This is a genomic window from bacterium (genome assembly GCA_021372535.1).
In the GTDB taxonomy this organism is placed as follows: domain Bacteria; phylum Latescibacterota; class Latescibacteria; order Latescibacterales; family Latescibacteraceae; genus JAFGMP01.
The window spans coordinates 22,870-31,739 of sequence record JAJFUH010000005.1; the positions used below are offsets into that span (position 1 = coordinate 22,870).

4 protein-coding genes are annotated in these 8,870 nt (G+C 55.4%); all 4 read left to right on the top strand.

Features of this window, described 5'->3' with window-relative positions; all coding sequences use genetic code 11:
- Window positions 1-69 precede the first annotated feature (69 nt).
- Window positions 70-3,201 carry a heparinase II/III family protein gene (locus tag LLG96_00305; protein ID MCE5248637.1) on the top strand — a complete coding sequence of 1,044 codons (3,132 nt, stop codon included), beginning with the start codon at window positions 70-72 and terminating at the stop codon, window positions 3,199-3,201.
- A gap of 152 nt (window positions 3,202-3,353) precedes the next feature.
- Window positions 3,354-4,091, top strand: coding sequence for an MBL fold metallo-hydrolase (locus LLG96_00310; GenBank protein ID MCE5248638.1), 738 nt, complete (start codon window positions 3,354-3,356; stop codon window positions 4,089-4,091).
- A 125-nt stretch (window positions 4,092-4,216) separates the two neighbouring features.
- Window positions 4,217-6,517: a DUF4838 domain-containing protein gene (locus tag LLG96_00315; protein MCE5248639.1), complete on the top strand. Its 2,301-nt coding sequence runs from the start codon at window positions 4,217-4,219 to the stop codon at window positions 6,515-6,517.
- Window positions 6,518-6,544: 27 nt separating this feature from the next.
- Complete coding sequence (locus tag LLG96_00320) at window positions 6,545-8,833, top strand: DUF4838 domain-containing protein (GenBank protein ID MCE5248640.1); 2,289 nt, start codon at window positions 6,545-6,547, stop codon at window positions 8,831-8,833.
- The last annotated feature ends 37 nt before the right edge of the window (window positions 8,834-8,870 follow it).

The following is an 8,870-nucleotide window of genomic DNA, read 5'->3' on the forward strand; positions in this document are numbered from 1 at the left end:
GTGCCTTTGTGGTAAAATATTTTTTAATTGATTTTTCGGATTACATTATCAGATATACGGAGAATACACATGGATGAAGTCACTACGAACAGCATTGCCCTCGAACCGTTCACTTATACGGAGGATTTTGAAAAACGGACACAGGGCGCGTGGGCGTCCTATCCGCTCTGGCAGGATACCGCATACGATCCCAATTTCAGGGTCGGTGAGCTGGTGCCCGGAGACCCCAATATCTCGCTTGTACAGAAAGTGACCCCGTACTCTCCTGTCGATAATTACGCCGGCGCGCAGAAGCTGCTCGATATGTACATGACTCCGGAATCGACGATCACTCTCAGGTATTACCTGAAATCCCATCTCCCGTTCGAGTTTTTCAAGGTACGAATTGCGGCGGGTGTTGATGGCGCAATTGACTGCACCATTGCCAATCCGCCCCTGAACCGGTGGGAATGGGTGACGGTCACGTATGACGATTTCACCCGTGAGAACCCGAAACTCGCCGGAAAGAAAGTTGTGAAGGTCAATGCTCTCGCGGTGCTTGCAAACATGCCTGCCGCCGATCCGGCAATGCCCTTCTATCTGGGGCTCGACGATATAACGTTCAGGGGCGCCCGCGCGGTGGTCTTCAGGTTCGAGGAGCCGGAAACATACAAGCTGCCGGAATGGAAGCCCTATATACCGAAGCGCCACTATCACCGGGGCGATATATTCTCTCTCAGGGGCAATTGGCCGGTCGACGCAGACCGTGCGGAGGCCGTTTTCACCCCGTTCATCGACAGCGCAACCGTGCTGCGTACAGAGAAACTTGAAAAGGACGGCGACCGGTGGACGATGAAACCCCTTCCGCTCGATTGGCCGGACGGGCTCTACAGGGGATTGCTCCGGGCGTTCAGAGAAGATGATATCATCGCCGACACCGAATTCACTCTCCATATCGCACCCGCGAACATGAGCGGGAAACATCCGCGGCTCTGGTTCAACGAAGCACAGAAGCAGGAAATCATCGCCCGCCTCGGGAGCGACCGGTTCAGCGATTTATTCGACCGTCTGCCGCGTGAAGCTGCACGGTACCGTGAGGAAGTACCCCCGGAGAGCCTCGTGTTCGATCTCGACCAGTTTCCCGACGAGGACTGGCTGCCGACATGGAACGCATGGGGATCGCGTCTTTACAGCACCGCCGAGCCGCTGTATCTCAACTCGCTTGTGTATGCTCTGTACGGCGACCGCACGGCGGGAACATACGTCAGGGATGTTCTTCTTGCACTCGCGAAATTCGAAAACTGGACGCACCCGTGGCAGACAAAGCGGGGCCGTTTCACCGAGCACCGTTCCGGATGGTGGGCGCATCGTCTGGCGCTCGCCTACGACCTGACCTTCGATCTCATGGATGAAAGCGAGCGTGCATCGATCCGCAGAGCCCTCATGAACAATATTGTAGAGACGACTCATCGGATGTATGTGGTGGACAACGATGTGACGAGCAATACCTCGAACTGGATTTCTCATGTCGCCGGGGCGTCACTCATGGTACAGGCGGCTGTTTTCGGAGACGGGCCGGACACAGAGGAGATCGAGCCTTATTTCACAGGGGCTGCGCTGAAACTTTATACGTTCATCATGAAGGTCGTCGACCCGGACGGCGCGTGGTGCGAGGGTCTCGGGTACAACAATTACACGTTCCATACGCTGTGTCAGAGCCTTCCTGCGGTCGAGCACGTTTTCAACATCGACATGTCGCAGCCGCTCGAAGGAACATACCGTGAGTATATCTGGGCGGGACCGGTCAGAGAGAGGAATTATTTTTATTTCGGTGATACCGAAGGCTACCTCAACCCGATCACGAACTGGGCATGGCTTCTCGCCAAATACAGGGATCCCCTCCTCGGCTGGCTCTACAACTTCCTCAAGGGGGGAACTCTCGAATCGAACACCAAGGCAAGCATGACGGGGTATATGAACCTCATCAACAAGAAGGACGAGACCTTTATGGATGTGCTCTATGAGACCGGCGATGTGTCCCGGCGCGACCCCTTCGGCGAAAATCCGGTCAGGTGCTTCAGGAATGTCGGCACCACGGTGTTCAAGAGCGGATGGGAGTCCGGTGATTTCATCTTCGTCATGCGCACCGGGCCGTTCTGCAACCACCAGCACATCGATCAAGGTACATTCTGGCTCGCTGATCGCGGAACGGTTTTCATCGGTGAGCGCAGCGGGAGTTCATACTATGATGACCCTCTCTACCAGCCGTGGTACACTCAGCCCGCCGCGCACTCGACCATCCTCATCAACGGCAACCATCAGAGCCAGCGGGTGGGCGATCCCAGGGGATTCGCCGGAGGGTTCGAAGACTATGCGTTCATCCGACATTTCCTCGACGGTGCGAGCGCGGCATTCGTTTCCGGAGATATCGGCAGGCTCTATTGGGGGAAGGTTCGTGAAATGCAGCGCAATGTCCTCTACCTTAAATCGCGGACGCTCCTCATGCTCGATACCGTCATCCCTGTGGAACAGGATGCGGATGTAACACTGCTCTACCAGACACGAAGGCTTGAGGAGATTCATCCCGGCGAAACAATGTCCGCAATCGCTAAAGACGGCAGCGTTCTCCATATCGGGCATATGCACCCGGAACATGTTCACGTTGCCGCGGTCGAGACACCCCATTACCTCTATACACTCCGTGAAGAAAAGCCGCTGAAAAAGGAAGGCATGCTCACCGTAACCGCCCGAACCGAAGGAGCCCCACTCATCATGGCTAATATTCTGACCACAACGGCGGAAGGGGCATCGCCGGATTTCACCATTCATAAGGGCGATGGCTGTTGTACGGGCGCTGCGGGAGAAAAACCGTTTCTGTTCTCGACACGCCCCGGGCGGCGGTATACGGGCGGCGGTTTTTCCACAGATGCTCTGGCGCTGACATGGAGCGGCGGGGTGGTATTCGCCGCGCTCTGTACCCTGCTCGAACGTGATGGACGCCTGCTCGTGGAGTCAGAGGAGCCGATCACCTGCGAGGTTTCACCGGAAGGAATGACATACTGTCTGGCTCACGGATGTACTGTCTTCCTCGGGGTTGATGCAAAACCCTGGATGGTGACCGTTAACGGAGAACAGGTGAAACCGTTATATTATGACAGTAGCCGCGGCGCAGTCAGACTGACGCTGCCTCCCGGAGAAGGCCGGGTAAGCGTGGTAAGATGAATCCGGGCTGCAAAAGGATAATACACCGGATAGCACAGTCTTGCATCATCGCATCATGGGGACAGTATCTTGTTGAAATATCTATAAATACGTTAGATTCACGTGAAAAGAATCATTGTTCATCGAGAACCCGGCAAAAAAGGGGGGATATCATGAAATTCGGATTTTATCTATCATTGATGATGTTTCTCTTCGTCTATGGAGCGGCTTTTGCTCAGAAGACCTTCGAGACGGACACTTTCACGACATCGGGGGGTGACCTGACCATCACATTCATCGGGCACGGCACACTCATGTTCTCTTTCGGCGGGAAAATCATCCATGTCGATCCGTGGAGTAAGCTCGCCGATTACTCGAAGCTCCCGAAGGCCGACATAATCCTCGTGACCCACGAGCACGGCGACCACCTCGACCTGTCGGCAATCGCCGCAGCCAGTAAGGAAAGCACGAAAATCATCTGCACCGAAGCCTGCGCAAAGCAGATCAAGGGCGGTGAAGTCATGAAAAACGGCGATACGAAAACCGTTTCCGGCCTTAAAATCACCGCCATTCCGGCATACAACATCGTCAACAAGCGTGACAACGGCAGCCCATTCCATCCGAAGGGCGTCGGGAACGGGTACATCGTCACGTTCGGCGACAAGCGGGTCTATGTTGCGGCAGATACGGAAAACACGCCGGAAATGAAAGCCCTCAGGAACATCGACATCGCGTTTCTTCCCATGAATCTCCCCTATACCATGACGCCGGAGATGGTTGCCGACGCCGCCAGGGCGTTCAGGCCGAAAGTCCTCTACCCCTACCACTTCGGGGAAACAGACACGTTAAAACTCACGGAACTGCTCAAGGGCGAGAAGGATATTGAGGTACGGATCAGGAACATGCAGTGACCGGCTTTGGCTTTTTCAATACGTGAGAAATACGTACCCTGAAACAAGTTCAGGGTGACGGTATTCGCGGTCACACTAAACATTTTCAGTATTTGTAAATTAATAGTGATGATGCAGGATATTTTGTGAAAACACTGAAATGGATTGTTTTTATCGGGATTCTGTGCTGCAGCGGCAACTGCGGCTTTTTTGGTGAAAAGCAGGGTCTTGAAATCACCCGAAACAACGCCTCGAAATACCGTATAATCATCGCCGATGGCGCATCGCCCTCGACGGTGCACGGGGCGCTCGAGCTCCAGATGTTTCTCTTTCGCATGACCGACGCGGTCATTCCGATTTATTCCGACCGGTTACCGCTGACCTCCCGCGAAATCATGCTCGGCGACAACGCTCATCTCAGGGCGCTCGATCTCACTGTCGACTTTGCGAAATTAGGCGACGAGGGATATGTCATCAGAACTGCCGGGAGACATCTCATCATCGCCGGCGGCGCACAGCGGGGAACCATGTACGGTGTGTATGGGCTTCTGGAAGATCACCTCGGATGCCGCTGGTTTACCGCCGAAGTGAGCCGTATTCCCCGGTCCGAGCGGCTCGTTGTTCCGGCGCTCGACGAGACGGTTGTTCCACCGCTCGAATACCGTGAACCTTATGTGTGGGAGGCGTTCGACGGCAACTGGGCGGCGCGGAACCGCATGAACCGCAATAGCAAGGACGGCGGCCTCGAAGCCCGTCACGGCGGCAGGATCGAGTGGGTTCCCGGGATGTTCGTTCATACCTTCGAAACTCTTGTCCCCCACGCGAAGTATTTCCGGGAACACCCGGAATATTACTCGCTCGTCAAAGGCAGACGGCTCGGAAGCCACAGCCAGCTTTGCTGTACCAACGACGATGTTGTAAAAATCGTTACTGAGGAGGTGCTCGAGGCTTTCCGCGAAAATCCTCAGGCTCATGTCCTGTCCATTTCCCAGAACGACTGGGACAACCACTGCGAATGCAGAAAATGCCGCGCCCTCGCCGAGAGCGAAGGTTCGGATATCGCCCCCGTCCTCCTCATGGTGAACCGCGTCGCCGAAGCGGTCGAAAAGGAATTCCCGGACAAAGTGATCGAGACCCTCGCATACCAGTGGACCCGCAAACCGCCGAAAACCATCCGTCCCCGCCATAATGTGGTCATCAGGCTCTGCACCATCGAATGCTGTTTCTCCCATCCCCTCGAAACGTGCTCCAGCCAGGAGAACAGGGATTTTGTCAGCGATCTCAGGGCATGGTCGCAGGTTACCGACCGTATCTGGATATGGGACTATGTCACCTCGTTCAGGCACTACTTTACTCCGTATCCTAATCTCCGCGTGCGGGACGACAACATTCGCCTTTTTGTCAGGAACGATGTCAAGGCGGTGTTCGAGCAGGATGTGTACACCACACCGAACGGCGAGTTCTCCGGGCTGAGCGGATACCTCAACGCCAAGCTCCTGTGGAATCCTTCTTACGACGAGAATACGGCGATCGATGAATTTCTCGAGGGTGTCTACGGCCGTGCGGCGGCGCCCATCCGCGCATACATCGACATGATCCACGACAAGGTCGAATATGATAACATCCATATGGGAATCTGGCAGGGGCCCGACGCCGACTACCTGACCGACGATATCCTTGCACGGGCGGATTCGCTCTGGGAACAGGCTGAAGCGGCAGTCGCGGACTGCCCCGAAGTGCTCGAACGGGTAAAGACTGCCCGGCTGAGCGTGGATTACGCCATCATATCCCGTGACAGAACCCGCGGCGATGCCCTTATCGTCGACCAGAAGGAACTCAGGCTCACCGTCAATCCGGCGTTCACCGACCGTGTCGGCCGTTTCTGCAGCACCGCACAGCGGGCGGGCGTGCTCAGGCTCAGGGAATATGGTTATACGGTGGATGAATACCGTGCCGATCTGGACAGTCTGGTAAAACCACGGTCGCTGACCCTGACAAATCCTGTTATGGTTAAAAATCTCCTGCCCGGTCTCATCCGCCGTCTGTACCGGGGACCATGGGAAGGAATCCCGCGGTTCGGATCGCTCAGGCATGACAGCATCGGGACGGTCGACCGGTTTCAGCTCCCGGAACACGGGGAAGAAGAATCGTTCGGTCTGATATTCGAGGGATTTATTTCTGTGCCGAGGGATGGTGTTTACACCTTTTACACCCGTTCAGCCGACGGCTCGAAACTGGTTATCGGCCCGACTACGGTGGTGGACAACGGCGGAAACCATGCTGTTCTCGAACGTATGGGATTTATCGCGCTGAAAGCGGGTATGCACCCTGTAAAGTTATCGTATTTTACGAGAGGGAAGATAACCGCGCTCTACGTATTCTATCGCGGCCCGGGCATCGAAAAACAGCATATCCCCGAATCGGCGCTTTTTCACGCGAAACAATGAATACCACCATCCATATGGAGGTGTCTCATGAAGAGAGTCTCTGCACTGGTCATCGTAATTCTCACCGGTTTTGTTCTGAACGGATGCGGGAGCGGCTCCGGGCTGGAGCTTGCCCGGAACGGCACGACGAAATACCGTATCGTTACCGCCGCGAAACCGTCATTTTCAACCATAAATGCCGCCGGAGAGCTGAAAAAGTTCATGAAAGAGATGACCGGCGCCGACATGCTCATCGTATCGGATCTTGAACCCATGACCGGCCATGAAATTATTCTCGGGAACAGCGACCATCTCAGGCAGCTCGGTGTCGAAATCGATTTTGACAAGCTCGGGAAAGAGGGCTATATAATCAGGACTGTCGGAAAGCATCTCGTTATCGCCGGCGGCGAGCTCAGGGGAAACATGTACGGTGTGTATGGTCTTCTCGAGGATCACCTGGGCTGCAGGTGGTTTACTTCCGAAGTGAGCCGTATCCCTCATTATGACCGTCTCGTACTGCCGATCCTCGATGAAACCGTCATTCCGGCGCTCGAATACCGCGAACCGTTCGTGTACGAGGCCCGCGACGGCAACTGGGCAGCCCGCAACCGCATGAACAGGAACTGCAACGGCACCCTCGAAGACCGTCACGGCGGTCAGGTTCAATGGGCGCCGGGTATGTTCGTTCACACCTTCAATATCCTCGTTCCCCCGGAGAAATACTTCAAACAGCATCCCGAATACTATTCACTCGTCGGCGGGAAACGTACCGCTGATTACAGCCAGCTCTGCTGCACCAACGATGAAGTCGTTGCAATCGTTACGGAAGGCGTTATGAAAGCATTCCATGACAACCCGCAGGCCGAGGTACTCTCCGTCTCCCAGAACGACTGCTTCAATTACTGCGAGTGCGAGAAGTGCCAGGCTCTCGCGCGGCAGGAGGGCTCACAGATAGCTCCCGTGCTTCAGATGGTGAACCGTGTCGCCGAAGAGGTCGAAAAGCGTTACTCCGGCAAGGCAATCGAAACCCTCGCCTACCAGTGGACCCGCAAGGCGCCGAAAACCATGCGCCCCCGTCCCAATGTGATCGTCAGGCTCTGCACCATCGAATGCTGTTTCTCCCATCCGCTCAAAACATGCGACAGCCCGCAGAACAGGGATTTTGCCAACGATCTCCGGGAGTGGTCGAAGATTTGCGACCGCCTCTGGATATGGAATTACTGCACGTCGTTTTCCCATTACTTTGTCCCGTTTCCCAACCTCAGAGTTCGTAACGACAACATACGGTTTTTCGTCGAGAACAATGTCAAGGGAATTTTCCAGCAGGATGTCTATACGACGCCGCACGGCGAACTGTCGGCCCTGAGCGGATATCTCAACGCCAAGCTCCTCTGGAATCCCTCATACGACGAAAACACCGCCATCAACGAATTCCTCGATGGCGTGTACAGCGAGGCCGCGAACCCGATCCGTGTCTATATCGATATGCTCCACGACAAAGTCGAGCGCGACAATATCCATGTCGGTATAAGCGAGGGACCATGGGCGGACTACCTCACCGACGAGATTCTCGCCCGCGCCGATTCGCTCTGGAATGAGGCTGAAGCCGCGGTTTCGGGAAAGCCCGATGTGCTCAGGCGTGTAAAAATCGACCGTCTCAGCGTGGACTACGCCATTATCGCCCATGAGCAGAACCGCTCGGCATATGTCATCGACCAGGATCGTCTCGCGGTGGCTGTCAATCCCGCGTTTATGGAGCGCGTCGACCGCTTCTGCCGGACAGCCGACGATGCCGGGGTGATCATGCTCAACGAACCGGGACTGACCACAGCACAGTTCCGCGCCGGGCTTGAAGCATCGCTCAAACCTCAATCTCTCATCCTGATCAACCCGGTCAAACAGGGCGCGACCGAACCGGGACTGACACGACGGTACTACAAGGCGGGCTGGACCGGGGAGCCGGATTTTTCGAAGATGAAAGCCGACCGCATCGATTCAACGTCCGGTTTTGTGCTCCCCGAACATGCGGACTGGGAGGTATTCGGCGCTGGTTTCGAGGGATTCATCACCGTTCCCCGGGACGGTGTCTATACCTTTCTGTCACGGTCTGATGACGGCTCGAAGCTCTTTATCGGATCGACCGAGGTAATCGACAACGGAGGCAGTCATCCGGTGCAGGAACGCTGCGGTTTCGCGGCGCTCAAAGCAGGTACGTATCCCATAAGGGCGACCTACTATAATTCCGGGGGCGGCATTGCTTTCGATGTCCTTTACAGAACCCCCGGCGGGAATATCGAGCATATCCCCGAAACGGCGCTCTCGCGAAAAAAATCGTGATAGATGGAGGATTATCATCAATCAATTCAAAAATTCA

What these genes read in the sequence shown, in the direction of transcription:
- LLG96_00305 (MCE5248637.1), top strand. Translation starts at nt 70, where the DNA reads ATGGATGAAGTCACTACGAACAGCATTGCCCTCGAACCGTTCACTTAT.
- LLG96_00310 (MCE5248638.1), top strand. Translation starts at nt 3,354, where the DNA reads ATGAAATTCGGATTTTATCTATCATTGATGATGTTTCTCTTCGTCTAT.
- LLG96_00320 (MCE5248640.1), top strand. Translation starts at nt 6,545, where the DNA reads ATGAAGAGAGTCTCTGCACTGGTCATCGTAATTCTCACCGGTTTTGTT.